The 21885-nt window shown below is 40.0% G+C and carries 19 protein-coding genes and 3 tRNA genes; 19 read left to right on the top strand and 3 right to left on the bottom strand.

What is annotated here, in order from left to right:
* Positions 1–10: 10 nt before the first annotated feature.
* The 5 genes from CD00_RS0107180 to CD00_RS0107160 all read left to right on the top strand — a co-directional run bounded on the left by CD00_RS0107180 (position 11) and on the right by CD00_RS0107160 (position 4047).
* Positions 11–1102, top strand: a complete 1092-nt coding sequence (locus tag CD00_RS0107180; protein ID WP_026655347.1) for a Cna B-type domain-containing protein — start codon at positions 11–13, stop codon at positions 1100–1102.
* A gap of 69 nt (positions 1103–1171) precedes the next feature.
* Complete coding sequence (locus CD00_RS19235) at positions 1172–1822, top strand: sortase (protein ID WP_051198914.1); 651 nt, start codon at positions 1172–1174, stop codon at positions 1820–1822.
* A gap of 178 nt (positions 1823–2000) precedes the next feature.
* Positions 2001–2783, top strand: coding sequence for an adaptor protein MecA (locus CD00_RS0107170; protein ID WP_026655346.1), 783 nt, complete (start codon positions 2001–2003; stop codon positions 2781–2783).
* 17 nt (positions 2784–2800) lie between these two features.
* Positions 2801–3586, top strand: a complete 786-nt coding sequence (locus tag CD00_RS17560; RefSeq protein WP_185750406.1) for an arginase family protein — start codon at positions 2801–2803, stop codon at positions 3584–3586.
* Positions 3587–3729: 143 nt separating this feature from the next.
* Positions 3730–4047 carry a hypothetical protein gene (locus CD00_RS0107160; RefSeq protein ID WP_026655344.1) on the top strand — a complete coding sequence of 106 codons (318 nt, stop codon included), beginning with the start codon at positions 3730–3732 and terminating at the stop codon, positions 4045–4047.
* 318 nt (positions 4048–4365) lie between these two features.
* Here CD00_RS0107160 and CD00_RS0107155 read toward each other — a convergent pair.
* From CD00_RS0107155 to CD00_RS0107145, 3 genes are all read right to left on the bottom strand, one after another.
* Positions 4366–4450, bottom strand: a tRNA-Leu gene (locus CD00_RS0107155).
* A 57-nt stretch (positions 4451–4507) separates the two neighbouring features.
* Positions 4508–4590 (bottom strand) — tRNA-Leu (locus CD00_RS0107150).
* A gap of 104 nt (positions 4591–4694) precedes the next feature.
* Complete coding sequence (locus CD00_RS0107145; RefSeq protein ID WP_026655343.1) at positions 4695–5030, bottom strand: hypothetical protein; 336 nt, start codon at positions 5028–5030, stop codon at positions 4695–4697.
* A gap of 104 nt (positions 5031–5134) precedes the next feature.
* Between CD00_RS0107145 and CD00_RS0107140 the strand changes: the two genes are divergently transcribed.
* The 14 genes from CD00_RS0107140 to CD00_RS0107070 all read left to right on the top strand — a co-directional run bounded on the left by CD00_RS0107140 (position 5135) and on the right by CD00_RS0107070 (position 21773).
* Complete coding sequence (locus CD00_RS0107140) at positions 5135–6703, top strand: sensor histidine kinase (protein WP_051594113.1); 1569 nt, start codon at positions 5135–5137, stop codon at positions 6701–6703.
* A 1-nt stretch (position 6704) separates the two neighbouring features.
* Positions 6705–8285 (top strand): response regulator transcription factor, encoded by a 1581-nt coding sequence (locus CD00_RS0107135; RefSeq protein WP_026655340.1) that lies wholly within the window; start codon positions 6705–6707, stop codon positions 8283–8285.
* An 89-nt stretch (positions 8286–8374) separates the two neighbouring features.
* Positions 8375–10066, top strand: a complete 1692-nt coding sequence (locus tag CD00_RS0107130) for an extracellular solute-binding protein (RefSeq protein WP_026655339.1) — start codon at positions 8375–8377, stop codon at positions 10064–10066.
* Positions 10067–10199: 133 nt separating this feature from the next.
* A complete protein-coding gene (locus tag CD00_RS0107125) occupies positions 10200–11114 on the top strand; it encodes an ABC transporter permease (protein ID WP_051594282.1) in 915 nt (304 codons plus the stop codon).
* A 42-nt stretch (positions 11115–11156) separates the two neighbouring features.
* Positions 11157–12029: a carbohydrate ABC transporter permease gene (locus CD00_RS0107120; RefSeq protein ID WP_051198972.1), complete on the top strand. Its 873-nt coding sequence runs from the start codon at positions 11157–11159 to the stop codon at positions 12027–12029.
* 210 nt (positions 12030–12239) lie between these two features.
* Positions 12240–14120: an LTA synthase family protein gene (locus CD00_RS0107115; RefSeq protein WP_026655336.1), complete on the top strand. Its 1881-nt coding sequence runs from the start codon at positions 12240–12242 to the stop codon at positions 14118–14120.
* Positions 14117–16435, top strand: a complete 2319-nt coding sequence (locus tag CD00_RS0107110) for a glycosyltransferase family 2 protein (protein WP_026655335.1) — start codon at positions 14117–14119, stop codon at positions 16433–16435. Before CD00_RS0107115 ends, CD00_RS0107110 begins: the two co-directional genes overlap by 4 nt.
* Complete coding sequence (locus tag CD00_RS0107105) at positions 16428–17453, top strand: EAL domain-containing protein (protein ID WP_026655333.1); 1026 nt, start codon at positions 16428–16430, stop codon at positions 17451–17453. Before CD00_RS0107110 ends, CD00_RS0107105 begins: the two co-directional genes overlap by 8 nt.
* 42 nt (positions 17454–17495) lie before the next feature.
* Positions 17496–19550, top strand: a complete 2055-nt coding sequence (locus CD00_RS0107100; RefSeq protein WP_026655332.1) for a glycerophosphodiester phosphodiesterase family protein — start codon at positions 17496–17498, stop codon at positions 19548–19550.
* Between the two features lie 141 nt (positions 19551–19691).
* Positions 19692–19776, top strand: a tRNA-Leu gene (locus CD00_RS0107095).
* Positions 19777–20028: 252 nt separating this feature from the next.
* Entirely contained in the window at positions 20029–20235 is a 207-nt protein-coding gene (locus tag CD00_RS0107085; RefSeq protein WP_026655330.1) for a hypothetical protein, read from the top strand.
* Between the two features lie 55 nt (positions 20236–20290).
* Positions 20291–20464: a hypothetical protein gene (locus CD00_RS20140; RefSeq protein WP_185750405.1), complete on the top strand. Its 174-nt coding sequence runs from the start codon at positions 20291–20293 to the stop codon at positions 20462–20464.
* Positions 20465–20467: 3 nt separating this feature from the next.
* Positions 20468–20767 (top strand): hypothetical protein, encoded by a 300-nt coding sequence (locus CD00_RS0107075; RefSeq protein ID WP_026655329.1) that lies wholly within the window; start codon positions 20468–20470, stop codon positions 20765–20767.
* A gap of 370 nt (positions 20768–21137) precedes the next feature.
* Positions 21138–21773, top strand: coding sequence for a PBECR4 domain-containing protein (locus tag CD00_RS0107070; protein ID WP_026655328.1), 636 nt, complete (start codon positions 21138–21140; stop codon positions 21771–21773).
* Positions 21774–21885 lie beyond the last annotated feature (112 nt).

Below are 21885 nucleotides of genomic sequence, written 5' to 3'. Positions count from 1 at the left end.
TATTTGTTTTATGATTAAGGTAAGAAAAGTAATTAGCCGAACAGTAGTTACACTTATGGCTGCTTTGATGGTTTTTGGGCAATCAGCTGTGGCGGTAAATGCCAGAGGAACCATTGATACATCAAAGAAAGGTTCGCTTAGTGTGACATATAATTTTGGCGCAGACAAGATGTTTGACGGTGTTAATTCACGCATCTACAAGATCGCAAGTGCTACCGAGGGAGGTTCATTTGAGCTTGATGCGGGATATATCGACAGATCCTCAATAAAGGATTTGAGCGGTATTACAGATGAAGCCAAAGCACAGCAGGAGTGGAAACAGATCTTAGATGATGTTTTACAGTATGCTGTAAGCGAGCATCAGCCGGATCAGACAGCTGTTTCAGCAAATGGTCAGGTTAAGTTCAGCGGTCTTGAGCTTGGTATTTATCTTGTAAGTGCCGATAACTATCAGGAAACTGAAAATACATATGTTTTCGCACCGTTCCTGGTATCGGTACCACAGCTTGACGACAATGACAACTGGGTATATGATGCACAGGCGGGCACAAAGTGCGAGAAGTTCGACAGAATGGTTGATCTTGAGCTTCATAAGAGATGGAATGATGAAGGATATACAGATAAGCGTCCTTCTTCCATTGATGTGAAGGTTATTAAGAACAACGAACTTTATCAGACAGTTAATTTGAATGATTCAAATAATTGGACATATTCTTGGAAAGAGAAGCCCGGTAATACATGGACTTTTGAAGAAGTATTACCTTCAGATTCGGGATATTCGGCTTCAATTTCCGAGTCAAAGACATATGACGAAAATACAGCATCAGAGATCTATACGATTACAAATACGTATACTCCTCCAGCAGGTCCTCCTCCGGGTGGTAATGAACACCATGAAGAGGATAACGGCGGCCACGGAGACGGCGGTGCTACAGAGTTCCCTGATGTTCTCGGTGCAGTAAGAAAGCTCAGCGAGCTTCCTGCAGTATTGGGTGCAAGAAGACTTCCACAGACAGGTCAGTTGTGGTGGCCTCTTCCCATACTTATTATTGTAGGTGTTGCACTTATAGTAAAGGGAATCAGAAGGAACAGAAATATTTAATACACGTATATACCCCATGGGATAAAACTCATGGGGTAATACTATATAAAAAATGTGAGGGGCAATAAATTGAAAAAGATTCCAGGTTATCTCTATATGTTTTTTGGTGCAGTGCTTATTTTTATCGCTGCACTGATAGTTAAGAACAATTTTGATGAAAACGCAGAAGCCGGAGCAGCATCTGATAGCCTTCTGACCGGTGTTATCGAACAGATGCCGGGAAGGGTTATTGAACCTGAGTTATCCGGAGACATGCCGATTGTAGATGTTGACGGAAGAAGTTTTATAGGAACGGTAGAAATACCATGTAAGGGACTTTTGCTTCCGATTCAGAATGAGTGGAGCAATGACAATGCAAAGGTTTCTGTATGTAGATACATGGGATCTGTATATGAGAACAATCTTATTGTCGCAGGACACAATTATATTGAGCATTTCGGCAAACTTAAAGAACTGAAAACAGGTGACAAAGTTATTGTTACCGATATGAATGGCAGAAGCTTTTATTTCCAGGTTTCTAATATGGAAACTTTGGGAGCGTATGATACTGAAAAGATGGAGTCGGGAGACTGGGATCTTACTCTTTTCACATGTACCATCGGTGGAGCAAACAGAGTGACTATCCGCTGCGAGTCTACAGGAGAAGCATCGCAGGTCGGAGAAGTTCCCGATGTCATAAAGGCTGCTGAAGAAAGTAAACATATTAGGAAACGTAAATAAAACAAATATAAAGCATCTACATTTATATACGCATCAATCCGATATAGAAGATATATCACAATAAAGAAACTTATATTTTATAGAGTTAATAAAGTTTTTAGCACTCTATTGTGGACAGTGCTAATGTTACATTATATAATGACAGTACAAAGAATCCATGGAGAGGAGTTGATGCGTGATGATCATAGTAAAAATGAATGATACAACTGTAGAATGTAGCATTGCCGCATCAGAGCTTCATGAAATCGGACTTACTCCCGAAGCAGTTATTAACGGTGCGGAAAATACATCATCTTTTTTTGCTAAGCTTAATAAAGAAGTGGGACAGCAGCTTGGATACGATCCAGAGACTGAGGTCATGATGATGAGCAAAAACATGATGATGGATGGCAGTATCAGAATTTTTGCGGTTAAGATGAGCAACGAAGATATACAGACAGCATCTGATCGTATTAAAGGAGCAGCAGAGACGGTTCTCAGAATTCTTACTCAGGAAAAGGTTGATGAGATCAAGTCAAAGAATGGCAGAGATAAAGGTATTGCATTAAACGAAGTTATAACAAACGTCAGCGAGGCGATAAACAGGATTTACGGCAGAGATAAGTTCTATACTCTTCCGGAGGAAACAACAAAAACTCCTGAGGCCAGCTATCAGCCACTTTCAGAATATGCGGAGTACATGGTTGAATTTGATACTTTTGATGAGGCTAAACGTTTTTCAAAAGTGGTTCAGAAACTTCCTATAGTAGATTCTTCTTTATATAAACTTGAAGAGGGCTACTACATGATATTGGGACTATTGTCATCGGACGAGAGTGTTATATACGATCTCAGAAGAGCAGGAGTCGAGTATTCAAATATGCTCGTGGTTAACGCGACGGAAGCGATGTATGTCAGAGAGCATGGAGATCGCTTGGTAGGAAGCGATGCGATAATACATTTAACAGATCTTTCCAGATGAGGATGAATATTTACAGTATGAATGATTACATTACACTATTTGATTTTTCTGGAATATATAATGAAGAGAGCTTTTATCAAAACGATAAAAGCTCTCCTTTTTGTATTATAAATTGCAGAGATATTCCGGGAACGAATTGCATGTGCGATGATGAGGCAATTGCACAGATAAAAAAGAGAATAAGCGAAAAAGCTTTTGAAATGACGAAAGATGCGGATGAAAACAAAAGACTTGCTGCTTTTGCCAAAGGAATCCACTTTATTGATTCGGGAAATTACCACTATATGTCCGCGATAATCACGGAAATGATAAAAGAGCCTTTTTCTCTTGTGGTTCTCGATCACCATCCCGATATGCAGCCGCCTATGTTTGGCGACATATTGTCATGCGGCGGATGGGTTATGAAGGTAATTGAGAATAACCCTTATGTCAGAGATGTTCATGTGATAGGTGCTGACAGAGAACTCATAGATAAGCTTGATAAAGATGATGCAAAACGCGTTAAATTCTATGATGTTTCGGATGTGAGAGATAAACTTCCCGAAACTCAATGCCCTGTATTCTTATCTGTTGATAAAGACGTTGTCAGAAGAGAAGAGCTTGTGACAAACTGGGATCAGGGCGAGATGACTAAGGAGGAACTCATCACGTTCATAAAAGACCTATTTAATAGTAGAGAAGTCATTGGAGTCGATATCTGTGGCGAATGTGCGCCTGACCAAGAGGGGATCGATGTAGGAAAAGAAGCGCAGATAAATGATGAATTCAATATTGAGATAATAAAGGGTATTGTAGATTTATGAAGTGGTAATCAGATTGACTTATATTTTTTAGACTATACAAGTATAAAAATATAAGTCAAAAAAACTTGTAATTAATTTTTACAAAGTAGTATTATTTACGTAGAGGGACTTATTACTCATATGAATGAAAAGGAGGAGCTGAGATGGTTATTGGATTCGTTATCTGGAGCATTGTAGCACTAGCTTTTGTTGTGATTGCCATTTCTACTTATAGAGCTGAAGAAGCAGTAGGATTTTTTACTTTTGTAAAGCCACCGGTGGTTAAAGATATAAAAAAATATAATAAGGCAGTTTCTGTCCTATGGCTTGTTTTTGCAATAGCACTTGAAGTTATAGGCATACCATTCTTGTTTTTAAAACAAAATTCTCCACTTTTCTTTGTAATGATTATTGGAGTTGTAGCTCTTGTTATAGGGCTTATGATTGCATATGTGAGACTTGAAGCTAAAGAAAAGATTTGAGAAATGTGAATTATAAATCATTTTGATTTGTTGTATTTCAAGATGTACCCTCTTGAAGCAGCTGACATTAAAGAAACAATTATTTACATTACCGGGGAGCCAATGGGACTTTGAGCAGAGCACTTGGCGGCTGTGACTACTTAACGAGGTTTTACCGAGTTTAGTAGTCGCGTGTTCTGGCGAGCAAAGCGAGAGCAGAACTTCCTTAAGCTAGCTTAGTGAGAATCCCAGAACCCATGCAGCGAAGCTGCTGGGTGAGAGTCCTCTTCCGTACAAACAAAAAAAGAACCGGTTCAATGAACCGATTCTTTTTGTTCGTGCGGAAGATGGGACTTGAACCCACACGACATAAACAGTCACAAGATCCTTAGTCTTGCTCGTCTGCCAATTCCGACACTTCCGCATATATGTGCCCTAGAAGGGCTATCAACTTACTCACATTGCATTGGATGAAATCCAATGCAGGAGAAGGGACTTGAACCCTCATGTTGTTGCCAACACATGGACCTGAACCATGCGCGTCTGCCATTCCGCCACTCCTGCAAACAACGTAGTTAATAATACCCACTTTTCGATGCTCTGTCAAGAGATAAATTATCAGATGATCGCAGCTCGACACAACAAAGGCGCAAAGAAAGATTTTTTTTTTAGAAAAGTTGTGCGATTTTGTCGGCGAATGAATAAAGCCGATTCATAGTATCGCGGTTTTTGAAATACTCTTTTCCAAAAAGAGCGGCGACAACGCCAAAAGCTACTGCAAATAAAAAGCAAAGCTGAGATTTACTGATGAAGCAAGCACTGAGAAGTATGCTGGAACATATCAGCAGTGCAGAAAAAATTACAACGCATTTAAGCATTTCCTGATTCATTACATTTATATAAAGCTCAATTCCTTCGCGCTCATCTCTGAGCTCTTCATCTGAGAGTACGTCCCAGTCGAGTTTGTCTAAATGTCTTAAAAAATCCCTAAATCTCTTTTCCATAATTCTGCTCCTCAATTCAATAGTTAACCCAAATTTCATAGTACATTATAGCAAAAAACATTTAATATACAATAATAATCCCGGGTTATGATAAAATAACAATTATGAAGAAGAAACTGATAATCTTGTATCTGGTTTTTACAATAATTCCACTTGCAATCTTGGATGCCGTCGTTATAGGGGGAATTCTGCGTGCTGAGCAGACCAAACGCTATCACGAGATGGAGAATGTGGCGAGCGCCGTAAAATACGCTTGTGCTGCGGAATTTGAAAATGCCGTGAAGGTTGCGAACAGTATATATACAAGTAAGTATATTTATGACTTCATGAAAACAGAATTTGATTCACCGCTTGATTACTACATGCGGTACAGAGATTTCTTTAATGATACTCTTATTGATGTCGTGGCTTCACAGAATGATGTGTCATACAAGCTGTTCATTGACAATAAATCTGTTGTGAACGGATCTCAGTTCCAGAGGATTGAATGTGCATATGATGAGCCATGGTATAAATTTATGAAGGAGAAAGGGCTTAAGTCCGGACTCTTTTTTGACTATAATACCAAACAGGTAGGTTTGGACTCGAATACGAGAAAAATTTTCTATTTCAAGGTGCTGGATTTCTACGATTACGGCTCCGAAAATGTTCTTCTTATTGATATCGATTACGGCAAATTCAGTCGGGCTCTCGTTAATATGAATTATGATCTTGATGCGTATCTGTGCGACAACGAAAAGATCCTTTTGACAAACGGTAAAGACATGAGTGTGGCAAAGCCCTACAGCTATGTGTCACAGCTTGAAAGTATAGGATACACCATGGATATGCAGATTTATAACCAGCTCCTTAAGATCCATGTTGTTGACAATAATTCGGAAATCAATAACTGGTGGGAAAGCTGGGGAATCTACCTGCTTCTCCTTGCCGCGCTTAATATTCTTTTCCCTGTTCTTCTGCTTATCCGCATAAACAGGATTGCTTACGGTTACACGCTGAGAGAGCAGACGATGATAATGACGAGGCAGCATGCGGAATTACTTGCGCTTCACAGTCAGATCAATCCGCACTTTCTTTTCAATGCGCTTGAGAGCATAAGGATGCACTGCATTATAAAAAAAGAATCGGAAACCGCCTACATGGTTGAGAGACTCGCAAAGCTCCAGAGGCAGTATACAGAGTGGGAAGAGGACAACACCACGATTGAGAATGAGGCGGATTTTGTTAATAACTATCTGGAACTTCAAAAGTACAGATTCGGCGACAGACTTTCGTATTCGATCGATATAGAACCATCCTGTAAAAAGAATCTTGTACCGAAGCTTACTCTCGTTACTTTTGTAGAAAATGCTTGTATTCACGGAATTGAGAGCAAGGCTTCGAACGGCTGGATATTCATAAGAGTTCATGAAAAAGATAATGATATGGTCATTGAAATAGAAGATACCGGAAACGGAATGAGCGCAGAAGCGGTGGAGAAGCTCCTTACGTCCATGCGGGAAGCGGATATTTCAATGCTTGAGAAAAAAGGCCGTGTCGGCGTAATAAATGCGTGCATCCGGCTGAAAATGGTCACTGATGATAAAGTTCTTTTTGGTATTGATTCGGAAGAAGGAATCGGAACTATAGTAACGATAGTTATTCCTGAGGAATGTTTGAAGAAGGGAGTTTAAGGTGTTCAAGGTACTACTTGTTGATGATGAGCCGTTTATTTTGCAGGGACTGAAAGTCCTTATTGATTGGGAAGACTACGGCTTTGAAGTTTATACCGCGCAGGATGGAAAGACTGCCTATGAAATGATCGAAGAGCAGGGATTTGACCTTGTTATCGCAGATATCAAGATGCCTGTTATGGACGGAATCGAGCTTTTGAAAAAAATAAGAGAAGCCGGCAATGACGTGTCTTTTGTGATACTTAGCGGATTTGCCGAGTTTTCTTATGCTCAGGAAGCTTTAAAGCATAAGTGTTCGGCATATATCTTAAAACCTGTTGAGAAGGAAAGCCTGATCTCCGTGGTTGAGAAAGTGATCGCAAGCAAGGAAGATAAGGAGATAGAGACAAATCGAAATAAAAGATTTGAAAAAGCCTATTTTGAACAGAGCCTTAAGAGAGTGCTTCGCGGAAAGCACAGCGACGAGGATATTGATTATCTGAGCACTAAGATAAGTGCCTCTGACGATATGTGTTATGTCGGTATCGAGCTTGCACCGGAGCTTGATGAGCTTGAAGTTATGGATGATGAGAAGAACAATCGCCTCGATAAGCTCTATGACATAGCGGCTGAATATCTTGGAAATGACAACTATCTTCTTATGAGATACGGTTTTGGCGATGAGAATATCTATGATATCGGCTTTTTGTATACGAGCAGTATCGGAAAAGAAGTGGATCAGAGCGACGAGGTCTTTTTAAAAGAAATGATAAAGTACCTTAAGAGAGTAAGCGGACTTACGATAGTTATGCTTGTCGGAAGAGAAGTTTCGGGCATTGAATCAATTTCCACTTCATATACGAGTGTGAACATCCTCCATTCGCTTCAGGGATTTAGGGAGAAAAAAGACATTTACTTCTATGAAGAAGAGTATCAGATAAAAGACAAGGGAATCCAACTCTGTAAGAACAAGCTTGATGAGCTGATCTCCGCTATAGAACTTAATGAGAGAGTTAAGATAAAGCAGAAGGTTGACGAGTTCCATGAGGAGATGAAAAAATCCGGAATCACCGGGAAGGCATATAACCTCAATATCAATTATCTCTTTTTCCAGCTTATTCATATTACGGGTGAGCAGGACAGTGAGGTCGATCAGGAAGAAATTCTTAGAAATATTTCGGAGAATGTTTATGAGCAGGGAATTCGCAGGGGCTCCAAGGCACATCTGTACAGAATGGCCTGTGAGTACGGTGATTACCTTGGCCAGCTGCGCAAAAATGTCTCGACGGGTGTTCTTGCCAAGGTTGAGGAAGAGGTAAAAAACAATTACTCAAGCAATCTTACTTTGAAGGGGCTTAGCGAAAAGTATTATGTAAACAGCGCGTATCTTGGACAGCTTTTCAGAAAAAAGTACGGATGCTCTTTTAAAGATTATCTCAATAGACACAGGCTTGATGAAGCAGCTCTTTTGCTTAAAAAAACTGACGATAAGATTTATCTTGTCGCAGAAAAAGTGGGATATAAGGACGTTGACTACTTTGTAAACAAGTTCATTGAGGCCAAGGGATGTACCCCGGCAAAGTATAGAAAACAAGAACAATAATTTGTCCTACTTTTATATATATTTCCTCCCATGTTTTGATTATAAATTTTTTATAAACTATTTATATAAAAATAAGGAGGATATCTTTTATGAAGAAGAAAGTTGTTAGCATGCTCATGGCAGCTTGCATGATTCTCGCAACACTGTCAGGGTGTGGATCGGGTGGAAGCTCATCAGATGGAAAATCTGCTGATAATTCCGGCTCAAAAGATGGAGTAAAGGAATTCACAGCATTTTTCTCCGTTCCTCATGCTGAAATCAATGAAGATAATGAGATTCAGCAGATCATTGCCGAGAAAACAGGCGTAAAAGTAAAAGAAACTTGGCTTACTGGTCAGACAGCAGAAGAGGCGGTTGGTACTCTTATCGCGGGTGGTGAATACCCTGACTTCGTAGATGCAGGTGACGGATCCGTACAGATGTATGAGGCAGGCGCACTTGTTGCACTTGATGATTATATCGACAAATATCCTAACATCAAAGAATTCTTCACAGATCAGGAGTGGGATTCACTTCGTCAGAGTGATGGACACATCTATTGGATCCCTCAGTTCTCTAATATCTATGGTGAAGAGAGAGTCTGCGCACACAATGACGAGGCTTTCTGGATCCAGACAAGAGTTCTTGAGTGGGCAGGTTATCCTCAGATTCATACAATGGATCAGTATTTTGATCTTATCGAAAAATATTACGCAGAAAATCCTACAATGGATGACGGAACAGCAAACATTCCTTACACAATTCTTTGTGAGGACTGGAGATACTTCTGTCTTGAGAATGCACCTCAGTTCCTTGACGGATATCCGAACGACGGTTCAGTTATCGTTGACGTAGATAACAAGAAGATTGTTGACTACAACACAACAGATACAGCTGTTAAGTACTTCAAGAAGCTCAATGAAGAGTACAAGAAGGGTATCGTTGATCCTGAGTCATTCACACAGACATATGATGAGTATATCGCAAAGCTTTCAACAGGTCGTGTACTTGGTATGATTGACCAGTGGTGGGATTTCGCATACACAGCAGGTGATGCTCTTAAGGCAGCAGGCCTTGATGCTAAGGGCTGCCAGTATGTTCCCCTTCCGATTACAATCGAAGAAGGTATGAAGAACCAGTGGCACAACTCAGGCGGAATTGTACACACAAGTTCAGGACTTGCCGTTACAACAAGCTGTAAGGATGTTGAAGGTGCACTTCAGTTTGTAAACGACCTTCTTAGTCAGGAAATCATGGATCTCAGATTCTGGGGTGTTAAGGACGTTGACTATCAGGTTGGCGACGACGGAATGTATTCAAAGACTCAGGAAATGAGAGACAACGATGCTGATACAGGATATAAGGCTTCTCACAAATGTGAGTATTCATATTTCCCTCAGTGGGAAGGAACAAGCAGAGATGGCAAAAATGCTATGAAGCCTGAGCAGCAGGAGACAGAGTTCTATGACGGACTTTCTGATAACCTCAAGAACTGCTTCAAGGCATACGGTGTTAAGACATACGTTGAGATGCTTGGAACAACACCTCCTCCCGGACCTTGGTATCCTATGTACACATTCTCACAGACTATGACTACAGCAACACCCGGCGGTACAGCAAGCAATCTTATGGATGAGTGCAAGCACGAGTACCTTCCTAAGGTAGTTATGGCAGATAACTTCGACTCCGCATGGGCTGAGTACATGGAAGCTTACAAGAAGTGCAAACCTGAAGACTTCCTTTCAGAGATGCAGACTGAGTTGGAGCGCAGAATTGCAGAGGCAGCTAAGTATACTAACTAAGTAAAACTAAGATTATAGCGGGCTTTCTTGGTATTCACAAAAGAATGCCCGCTATATTTATCTAATTTGGGGAAATTGAAGAAAACGAGGAGTGGTTATATGGCTCAGCAGAATAAAAAAAACTCTTTTGGGCATGCCGAAAGATGAATTTATCAAACAAGTTAAAAGACAGTGGGTTCTTATCGTATGGTCATTATTCTTTTTTGCATACGGTATCCTTTTCTGTTATGCGCCTTTAATAGGCTGGCTTATGGGCTTCCAGCAGTATAAGCCAAAGGATGGAATTTTACATTCAAAATGGATCGGACTTGCCAAATTTCAGGCTCTTTTTTCCGATGCAACATATATCAGAGTAATCAGAAACACTCTTGCAATGGGTGTTATCAATCTTGTAGCTACAACTATAATGGCAATTTTATTTGCTATTTTATTAAATGAGATTAAGGGAATGCGCAAGAAAAAGGTTGTTCAGACAATCTCTTATCTGCCTCACTTCCTTTCATGGATCATTGTTACAGGTATTCTTCACGATGCTCTTTCGGGAGCAGGTATTGTTAATGAGCTTCTTACCAAATTCCATTTGGTTTCACAGCCCATTAACTTCTTTGCACATGAAAAGTATTTCTGGCCTATCGTAGCCTTCGCAAATGTTTGGAAGGAAACAGGTTGGAATGCAATTATATATTTGGCTGCGATAACGGCTATCGATCCTGCTTTGTATGAAGCAGCAGCTATCGACGGCGCGGGAAGATGGGACAAAATCAGATATGTTACAATTCCCGGAATCAAGTCAACAATCATCATTCTTCTTATCATGAATGTCGGTAATGTCCTCAACGCAGGATTTGAGATTCAGTATCTGCTTGGTAACGGACTTGTACAGAAGGTATCCCAGACAATCGATATCTATGTTCTTAAATGGGGTATCAGCCAGATGGATTACTCACTTGGAACGGCTGCGGGTATATTTAAGAGTGCAGTCAGTATCGTTCTGATCTTGATATGTAATGAAGTCGCCAAGCGACACGGCGAAGAAAGACTGTTCTAAGGGGGAAGCGCGATGAGTAATACAGTAAACAAGAAAAGAAAGATGTCAAAAGCTGACATTGCTTTCTATACATTTAACTCAATATTCATGACAGTGTTTGTAATAGTTACACTTTACCCTGTTTTGAATACACTTGCTATTTCGTTTAACGATGGTCTTGACGCACTTAGAGGAGGTATTTACCTTCTTCCAAGAAAATTTAGTGTCAAGAACTACATCACAGTATTTAAGAAGGATGATCTTCTTGTAGGTGCATATATTTCGGTTGCAAGAACTGTTGTGGGAACAGCCCTTTCGCTTATTGCCTGCGCTATACTTGCATTTATCGTAAGCCGCAAGAATTTCCTTTTTGCAAAACACCTTTCATTGTTCTGGGTAGTAACAATGTATGTAAATGGTGGTATGATCCCTGTTTTTCTTTTGTACAAGGGACTTCACCTTACAAATTCATTCTGGGTATATGTAATTCCCGGAATGGTATCCGCATTCAATATGCTCGTCATAAGAACATATATGAACGGTATACCTAACAGTTTCGAGGAATCGGCACAGCTGGACGGTGCGGGATATACGACTATATTCCTTAATATTATTTCACCGCTCTGTAAGCCTGTTTATGCTACTGTAGCTCTTTTTGTTGCTGTATATCAGTGGAACTCATGGTTTGACGTTATGCTTTACAACAGAATGAGTGATAAGCTTACAACTCTTCAGTACGAGCTTATGAAACTCCTTGCTTCTGTAACAAGCCAGAGTACATCGGCTCAGTCGATGAAGAACTCGACAAGCTCCATTACACCTACATCAATACGTGCAGCTGCATCTATAGTTACGATGCTTCCTATCATCTGTATCTATCCTTTCTTGCAGCAGTACTTTGTAAGCGGACTTACACTTGGTGGTGTAAAAGAATAATAAAAATAATGATATTTTTTTTATAGTTGCCCTAGGGAAATATTATCCCTGGGGCATTATTTTTTTATCGTTTTTTCATCGCAAAACAAGCCCGGTCTGTAATATAATATTGATACAAAAAATAATCTAATGTTATTGAAATGAATGACCGATAAGAAGTAATAAGTAATAAATGAAAGCCGTTAAAGTTTATATCAGGAGGATTGCCTATTGACATCTAGAGATATAAGCCTTATTGCAAAGAGAGGGGTGCGGAATGCATCTTTCGATATCAGACGACTTTTGAAAATGAGCTGGAGATACATACTTCGTTTGCTGATCTCCGTGCTTGTTGTTTACATGTGCTTTTTGATAGTAGAAACAGGAAGCGTAACTTCATTTAGAGGTGCGATTCCGGTTTCGTTTTTTAGTGGTGTTTTATTTCTTAATTTTTCTATTTTTGCATTTTTATTGTCTATATTGTATCTGTTTGTCGGAAATGACGTCATATGTAGTGTTGTTTCCGTTACAATTTCCTCTATCATTGCGATTATAAATCATTATGTTATCTTGCTGCACGGAATGCCTCTTACATTCCAGGAGATTCAGAACTTTGGAACTGCACTCAATGTTATAAGAGGAGCTACGCTTGCACCTGATGAGACTTTCTTTAAGATAATAGGATTATTCTTTTTTGGAGTATTTTTTGCACTTGCTTTGTATCTTATTGATGGGAAAAAGAAAGAGGTCTGGGGCGACGGGCTGTGGAAGAGACTTATCTATTCAATAGTCACTTTTGCGATATTTGATATGGTTGTTCTTTCTCCTGTTTCCAAAAAGCCTGAGAGTATTCTGGCATGGTCGTGGAGGGAAGTTTATCCCACATACGGATATGCACTTTGCAGCCTTGAGTCATTCCAAAACTTAAGAAACGTTGTAAGCAGGCCTGATAACTATGATGTGGCTGATATTCCCACATTTAATGTCTCAACATGGTATTCGCAGGAGCGGCCTGATATTATCCTTATACTTAATGAGACATTTTATGATTTCGGTGTTGTGACCGATCTTGAGACCGATACGGAGTACATGCCCTATATTTCAGGTATGGATGATGTGAAAAAAGGCTATGTAGTTGTTCCGAACTACGGAGGCGGCACAAATGCCACTGAATATGAGCTTCTTACAGGAAATTCGAATAAGCTTATAAATAACATGGCCCCGTTTAACGTACTTGATATGAATAACAGCCTCAGCGTTGTATCAATCCTGAACGAGCTTGAATATGAGACAACGGCAATGCATTCGGAATCGGGTTCCAATTATTCGAGATACAGAGGCTATGAGGAGCTTGGTTTTGACAATGTATATTTTGGGGAAGATTTTCATGACCTTGAATATTATGCAAACAGAGCTTATGCAACGGATAAATCATTGTATGACAATATGATAAAAAAATATGAATCCAACGTTGCAAAACAGGCAGGCGGCGAGAATGTTCCGCAGTTCATGTATCTTTTGACCATCCAGAATCACGGTGGCTGGGATCAGAATCCCGAAAGCGAGGACGTGATTCATTCACTTAAGGACTATGGAGCATCGACGGATACATTAAATGAATTTTTATCCTGTATTCAGGCTTCGGACAAGGCTTTTTACGATCTTATAAATTATTACAAAAAAGTGGACAGACCGGTGGTTGTCTGCATGCTTGGCGATCATTGCCCGTCATTTGCATATGATGTGATGGACAAAGAGATGTCACCGGATATAAAGGAATATAACTTAAGACGCACACCTTTTCTTATGTGGTCTAACGTAGAGATGCAGAAATCATGGACGGACAGCATAGGAACAGTAAGCACAAATTATGTTATTCCGATGCTGTTAAAAGAACTTGATATGCCAAGGCCTGCTTATTATCAGTATATGACTCAGATAGCAGATAAGTACCCAGTGCTCGGATCGGGCATGAGGTATATGGATGATAAGGAAACCGCACACTTGTATGATGAAGCGCCGATTGATGTTAATGGATATTTCTTTATGGAATATAACAATATCGGCGACAGACAGGGAAATATCCCGGATCTGTTTAGGGTACAGCGATGATTAGAAAAATGACGATTGATGAATATAATAATGTTTCCAAAGTGAATGTTTCTGAAGAAGAGAAGGTTATTCACAAGGGAGAAATGCGCTTTTTTAAGACTGTAGGCATTTGCTTGTATACTCTTTCATTTATTCTGAACATATGGCTGCATGTTATCGTGCTTAAATACGCGCTTGTAAGAGTAGAAGCAATGAGCAGCGTTCTTTTCTGGCTGTTTTATATATGGTCATTTATTGCATTTACTCATGCGACGGTATTTGCCGTAGATTTTATCTTTTCCGTTCTTCCGCCGGTTGTTTCGATACTTAACGGAAAGAAAAAGATAAATAACGATGCTTACATGAATACTCTGTGGCTTGATTACGATAAGGACAGTCTTCCCGATGTAACGATTTCAATTCCAGTATACATGGAGGAGAACGGCGTTATATTCGAGACTGTATACAGAAGTAAACTTGCTGCGGAAGATTATAAAAAGCAGACAGGAAAAGAGTGTAACGTAATAGTTTCCGATGACGGAATAGGAGTGCTGCTTAAAAATGTAGGTACGATCGAATCTTTGGAGGATAAGATCGAAGAATACTCCAAGTTTGGAACTGTTGCGGGAGTGGAAGTTGGCTCCGACGCATACAGAGTTATAGAAAGAGTATATTACTACAGAAAGGTCAACGTAAGCTTTGTTGTAAGACCTCCTTACAACAGACCGGGAATATTCAAGAAGTCTTCAAACCTTAATTACACTCTTAGAATAGGACGCAGGGTTGATGAAGGTAATGAGATCAAAGATCTTGTTTGTGAGGGAGCAGAGTTTGAAGGTGGACATGCAGAGGGCAATATCCATACAAACTCCATAATACTTCTCATAGATAAGGACTCCGGTCTTCATCCTGAAATAATAAGTGCGATAGTACCTGAATTTACAAGAGATGATAAGCTTGCATATATTCAGTGCGCTACAAAGGCGTCAAACATGGAGGAAAACTTCTTTGCAAGACTTTCCGGAAGACAGGTTAACAACAATAATCAGAATGTCTTCCCGTGCATGGCTCTTAAGGGAATATTTGTCCCGCTTGTAGGACATAACGTATTTATAAGAAGAGAAGCGATTGCCAAGCTTGGATACTGGCATGAGCACAGGGTTTCCGAAGATTTCGATCTGGCAATAAGACTTTATGCAAGAGGATGGCACGGCAAATACTCACAGGTTCAAGGTCTTGAATTTACCGAGTATGCTTCAAGAACATATTCAGAAGATGCCATGAAGGAATACAGATATACATACGGACTGATCGAGATGTTTCTGAGCGGTACGATGGAGTGGGGCAAGACTAGATGGTATGATGCTTTTTACATGATCATCTACTTCATTGCAAGAATAAACAATGCATTGCTCTTACCTTACATAGTTATCATAACGCTTACGGGAATGCTTGACCTGATGTTCCTCGGATACGCTCTTTGCTGCATAGTATTTATCATACTTCCGTCGCTAAGAACAATATTACTTTCAAGAAAAATAAAGAAAGAGTACCTCTTTAGGATTTCCGAGAGCTTTCTGATGTTTTTCACTTTCTCCGGATGTACATTTCCTGCAGGAGCAGGTGCGGTAAAGTATTTCCTTAACGTAATAACCAAGAAGGAACACGCTTTTCCCGCTACTTCAGTAAGTACGCTGGTATATTCGTTTAAAGAAGGACTGAGATTCATTTACAAGTATTTCCTGAAAAACAAAGGCGTCCTTGTTGTATTTGTTTTCTGCGTTGAAAGAATACATCATATACTTTTGTATTCTTCACGGGTTGGAGCTGCAGAGGCAGCCTGCATATCAGAGCTGTTTTTGATAGCATTTGCTCCGTTTTTCATGACACCGCAGTTGTTCCAGCGAAAGAAAGGTGGAATTTTGGTTCGAAGGGAGTCTGATAATATGCTTAAATGTTACCACGCTTCTGTTTTCTTCAAAGAAGCAAGAAATTTTATTGATGAGAATACCGATAAGCATCTTTTCCTGTACGCGGTTGAGATTGACAACTTCCATGTCCTGAATCTTTGGTACGGACATGACGTCGGAGAAGAATACGCTGACAGGATTGGAGATAAGCTTGCTTATATAATTGACAAATTCGGTGGAGTTCCGGGATATATCTCCGGAGGAAACTTTATCTGTATCGTGCCGAATGGAGATGCTCTTTTGAACCAGATTCAGGGCGAATTGTCGGATTATGTAAAGACTGATCCGAAGTTCATGGGATTTTTCCCGCTTATCAGCGTGTATGAGATACGTGATACCACTCTTGCCGTAGAAAAAAATGTATGACAGAGCGCTTCTTGCACTTGACGGACTCAGAGGAAACTTAAAAGAGCGTTCTGTTCACTACAACTCGGAAATGGACAAGAAGCTTGATGCGGAAGTAAAGCTGCTTAGGGATGTCCGCAGAGGTATTGACAGCGACGAGTTTACATTCTTTATACAGCCAAGATGTGACATAAATACAGGAAAGATCATAAGCGGTGAGGCACTTGTTCGTTGGAATCACAGAGAACGCGGATTTGTAAGCCCGGGCGAGTTCATTCCCGTACTTGAGAAATCAGGACTTACGCTTATCGTCGACCAACTTATCTGGGAGAAGGTTATAGCATGGCAGGGCAAAAGAATTAAAGACGGAGATGAGTGTATTCCTGTATCGATTAATTTAACCCGTGCGGATCTTTTTTCCATAGATGTAAAAAAGACGCTTAAAGATCTGTGCGAAAAATACAAAGTTCCGCGCAGGCTCATTATGATCGAGATCTCGGATAAGACGTATAATGATGTTGATAAAGAAATCCTTGCTATGATAAAGGAGATTTCAGATGCAGGATTCCCGCTTATTATTGACGGTTTCGGAAGCGGATATTCATCTATGATAATGCTTCAGGCTGTGCAGCCCGAAGTGATCACATTCAACATGAAGGTTCTTAATGATGAGGAAGGTCATATAACCAAGGCAGCAGTTATACTTCATACCGTTGCAAACTGCGTACAGGTTATGGACATTCCGCTTATTGTAAAGATGGTCGAGACAGATGAGCATGAGCAATATCTAAAGAAATTCGGATGCCGCTATGCACAGGGATACCATTACTATAAGCCTATGGATGTAAGTTCACTTGAAAAGATCATTAAGGTAAGAGAGAACGTGGATTACAGTGGAATAAAAGGCTGGTTGGAAGAGGCAAACGAGGAACCGGAAGAACCCGAAACTTCAGTAATTGAGAACTCAAAAGGTAAAAACTTTTTTCGTGAGATAGTCGATATCAGAAGACAGGTTAGAAGAAAAGTGGGGGCTGAGTGAAGGAGAAACTGAAAAAAAACGCCTGTTGCGATCATATTTGTAATGGCTGCCAGCTTATTGCTGGCAGTCCTTTGCATAGCTTATTCTGTTTATTACCAGTATTCTGTCAAGTTGTCAGAGAAGTACGGAAATGAAAAAGAACTCGCTGTTTCTGCGATAAGGTCCGCACTTCGTGATATGTCAAAAGAATCCGGTGAAGAGAATGGGCGTTTTTTGCTTGCTTCTTATGACACGGATAAGGAGAATCAAAAAGATATAGCTTATTCATACGACAATGCGCTGTGTGCGCTTGCGTTTATGGCGGATGGAGATAAAGAGTCTGCATCTGCTATTCTTGATGCCTTCATATATGCTGCGGTCAATGACAGGGGAGATGTGCAGAGAGTAAGAAATGCTTATTCTGCGGGAAACATTGTCGGAGATGTCTGCGGAAGTGTAAGACTTCCCGGATATTATGACAATGAGAGGAATATGTGGGTCGAAGATCCTTCGCTTGTCGGCAGCAGTAGCGGCAATCTGGCGTGGGTGTCCCTTGCACTTCTTTGGTATGACAAATTGTACGGAGAAGAAGAGGATACATATCTTTATACCAAAACCGCGGTTTCCCTTATGGACTGGGTTCTTGAGAATTGCGCGGACGAAAATCCCGGATTTATTGCGGGTATAAACGGATGGCCTGAAAATGACATGTCACAGGCGCAGGTGCTTAGTTATAAATCTCTTGAGCACAACGTTGACTGTCTGGTTGCTTTTGATGCACTCTATAAGCTTACGGGCGATGAGAAATATAATGAGGCTGCGCAGAATTCAAAGAAATTCATAGACAGTATGTATGATGCAAAAAAAGGATATTACTATATCGGAACAGCTTCTGACGGTATAACTCCGAACACGGGGCAGGTCGTTCTTGATGCGCAGGTGTGGACGGCGCTTGCGGTTGACGGTGTTATCAAGGACAGACGTGTTCGAAAAAATATTGGCAAGATGAAAACGCCCGACAACGGATATGCTTTTTGTCTTGACGAGGCAGCAGGAGGATTCTGGACAGAAGGAACGGCGTTTACGGCTCTTTATTATCAGGAGTGTGGAAAAAGAAGAGCTGTTTACGGAGCGATTGATTCAATTTGCAGAATTTTAAAGGTTGACGGTCGTATTCCCGCTTGCTCGGGAGAACGCATAAACACGGGAATGGATCTTTTTGACGGTACTCCCTGGATATATGACAGCAGTCCTCATATAGCCCCCGGAGCGTGGTTTGTATTGGCAATCGACGGATTCAATCCGTTTGATATTGAGATTTCGCCCGAGTCAAAAGAAAGATATGAAAAAGGAAAGCCTGTATACGAGGCGTTTGACGTTCCCGGTATGAGAGAACAGCTTAGGGAAGAGCAGTTTGTCATTCATGCTGCGGGAAGCTATTCTGAAGACGGCGGAGAGGAGCTCTTTTACACAAACAGTCTGGAAGCACTTCAGAATGCATATGATGCGGGCAAAAGAATGATAGAGATGGATTTCATGTTCACAAGTGACGGATATCCTGTCTGTGCGCACAATGCAGATGGTGCGTGGGCACTGGGATTTTCTTTTGACAAGGCACCGAAACATAATGAGTTCATGAATTCAAAAGTTTATGACAGACTTACATCGCTTGATATCTATACGCTTGCGGATTTTATGCGAGAGCATAATGATATGTATGTGGTTACCGATATCAAGGAGGCTTCCGGTACCGGAATCAAGGGAGTGTACGGGACTTTCTCAAAATGTATTCCGGATCTTATGAACCGCTTTTTGATTCAGATTTATCATGACGAAGAGTATGAAGTCGTGCAGGATGCGGGATTTTCGTATGTTATTTACACGCTTTACGCTGCGGATGAAGATGAGCGTGAGAGCGAAGCGATAATACAGAGCTGCAAAAATATGGAGCTTGTCGCACTTACAATGCCGGATGTCTGGGTCGACGACGCGGGATTTGTGTCTGAGATCAACGAAACAGGAGTGCCGCTTTTTGTCCATACCATCAATGATAAGAAGGACATGGATAGGTACAAAGCGCTTGGAGTTGCGGGTTTTTACACGGATCAGGTTGATTGAGCGGATGGGTAGTGAGCTTCCGGTAAATGACATTTTGGAATAACAGAAAAAAATTTTGAAAAAAATAAAAAATGGGTGTTGACGAAAGCCGCATACTTTGCTATTATAAACAAGTCGTCGCGAGAGAAACGGCGACGGAATGCGGAAGTGTCGGAATTGGCAGACGAGCAAGACTAAGGATCTTGTGACTGTTTATGTCGTGTGGGTTCAAGTCCCATCTTCCGCACTAGAGAATTTTTGTTAAAGAGCTTTGAAATTAGCGGTTTCAAGGCTCTTTTCTTTTTCGAATTTAACGATTTTGAGGTGAGACCTTGGTGAGACCTCGCCATTTTCGTTAAACATATCAACCAAATCATCCATATCATCTTTAGTTGCATAGGTGTAGTACATCATATTAGTTTCTACACTGTGACCTAACAACTGTGCTCTTTTAGCAACAGGAAGGTTGAGCTTATATTATTTAAACGAGGATTACACAATGGAAAATGATAAAAAGATAGAAGAACTCTTCATATTGGCGGTTGCCGAAGTGGATAATAACAAAGATTTTATTATAAGTGCCCTTACTCTGATGAAAACCGATGAACAAAGGAAAAAGGTTCTTGATTATCTATTAAAGAATAAAATAGCGACCAAGAACGATTTAAAAGAAAAGATGGCTTATATCAGCGTAGGGTTGGCATGAGGTATTATTACAGTAGGGCTTCGCAAGATCATTATTAAAAGAATGAAGAGGGAAAATGAACAACAAAGAAAAAAATCAAAGGATTATAAAAAGATTTTTGGAACAAAGCGCCGTTGGTTTTGACAATTCTATTGAGCCCGTTAGCGACAAGAAATATAAAATCGTAGATGTTGACAGCATGGATGAATTTTTAAAGCTCATTGGAAAGAAGCGCAAAGACGAGGACTAAGCCATGTCAAGCATAGAGATTAACGACCACTCAGACGAATTTATGAAGTATTTTGATGATGGATGCGAGAAAAAATTAGAAGCGATAGGCATACATTTAGAGAACAAGACTAAAGAAGTACAAACAGTTGAACAATTAGACCCAATCATGCTTGAATATCCTTTTATATACAAAGGAATGACAATAGACGCATATCATGAGGAAAAGAAATATTACGGCGAACATTGGAGCGAAGTTCACGCTGGCACATATAAACCTTTATGGAAACAGCGCGGGGAAGAACATGAAAGGTTTGGATTATGAGGCTTTGTGATACTTGGGACAATAATTGAGATATATACTGCTTTGAATTGTATTGAGAGAAAATATCCGAAGAGAACAGAAGTTTGAAATATGAACAGTCTTTTAATATATTATAAAAACTATAGGAAATACGTTGCAATCTAAATGGTGATATTCTATTATTAGATTAAGAAAAGTATTGATTTAAAACATATGTTGTTGTATTATGATAGTCTAGTTGTTGTCGGAACAGAGACTTTAAACCTGTTCGAGAAGTCGGGCTAGAGACTATAAACCTATCCGAGAGGTCGGGGCGGCGACCATAATCCGCTCCATTGAATAATACAGAGGCGAGTAGTGTATATTCGCCTCTTTTTTTGAGGGCAAAAGGTTGGAAAACATAGTCTCGTTTAAAGAACGCGTGAAAAACTGTGCTATTGAAAATGCAAAGATATTCAATGATAATTTTGTGAATTTTGAATATTGTATCATATCGCGTGCGTTTAATGATGGTGGATATTATATAACAAAGGCGTTTGATGGTAATTATTTGCATCTAGTTGGTGTAAACACTTCGATGCCAGCAGATTCATTTTTCAAGAAATGCTTAGATGGAACACTGACAGAAAGTGATTTTGATTTTGTGAAACGCGGGGTAGGAAAGAACGCTTTAAAAGGTGCTGTTCGTGAAAAAATTCATGTTCTGCCTAATATGGTTACCATTTTTGAAGGAAAGCCAATAAATGTGCAGTGTTCTTTTAAGAAGAATCAAGTTATATGCGCGTTTGCTTCTACAGATAATAAATGCACGCTTGGTTTTTCGAACTCTGGGCATCCAAAATCGTTACTTAAAGGAGATTATTTAGACGATAACAAAAAATTTCCAGTGGAAGCTATTTTGCGAAAAACACATGAATCAGAGATTTTTGATGAATTAGTATACAATAGTGGGCAGAATTGCTCGTATATAGATAAAGATTTAAAAAACAAGATAACGATTGAGATTTGGGATAAGATTTGCAAATAAAATAATAAGAGTTCATGCAAAATGTTTGGCGTACATTCTAATAATTCTAAAATGAACTTTTTTAATGTGTCCATGATATAGAGTTGCAGAATGAAACTTTGTGATACATTAT

The sequence above is a fragment of the Butyrivibrio sp. AE3003 genome, from assembly GCF_000686065.1.
Classification (GTDB): domain Bacteria; phylum Bacillota; class Clostridia; order Lachnospirales; family Lachnospiraceae; genus Butyrivibrio; species Butyrivibrio hungatei_A.
Note: the sequence above shows the minus strand (reverse complement) of the source record. Positions and strands in the feature narration are given on the sequence as shown.